Below are 433 nucleotides of genomic sequence, written 5' to 3'. Positions count from 1 at the left end.
ACATCGCAGCGATGAACTATGACAAAGCAATCAGGGATACCCGGATCGAAGTCTGGCGGAGAAACTCCCAGAACCCCGGATTCACAGCAGTGGCAGCGCTGATGGATGATCAGGTCGTGGGCGTGGCCTATGGCTTCAATGGCAGCCCAGATCATTGGTGGAACACCAATTACGCCGGGGACTCCGACAACAAGGAGGCCCGACGGAAGAGGAAATCCATATCATCCACAACTACTTTGAGGTTGCGGAAGTTCATGTTCAGCCTGGCTTCCAAGGTCACGGCATTGGCCGAAAGCTGATGCATGAACTGTTAAAAGACAAACAAAACACTTTTGCCATTTTGTCTACACCCGAGGTCGACGATGAGGCGAACCATGCGTTTAGCCTGTATCGCTCTCTCGGCTTCACTGACTTGCTCAGGCAGTTTAGGTTT

Annotated in this window: 2 protein-coding genes; both read left to right on the top strand. The window is 52.0% G+C overall.

The window, feature by feature from the left end; translation table 11 throughout:
- Positions 1-299 (top strand): hypothetical protein (locus FFX44_RS12610; RefSeq protein ID WP_289981797.1); only part of this gene is annotated, 299 nt, incomplete at its 5' end.
- A partial coding sequence (locus FFX44_RS12695; RefSeq protein WP_354669261.1) for a GNAT family N-acetyltransferase occupies positions 215-433 on the top strand: 219 nt, incomplete at its 3' end. The genes FFX44_RS12610 and FFX44_RS12695, both read left to right, overlap by 85 nt.

Source organism: Lactobacillus sp. UCMA15818 (assembly GCF_030400225.1).
Lineage (GTDB): Bacteria > Bacillota > Bacilli > Lactobacillales > Lactobacillaceae > Liquorilactobacillus.
The sequence above is the reverse complement of the archived record's forward strand: the minus strand, read 5'-3'. Positions and strand labels throughout refer to the sequence as shown.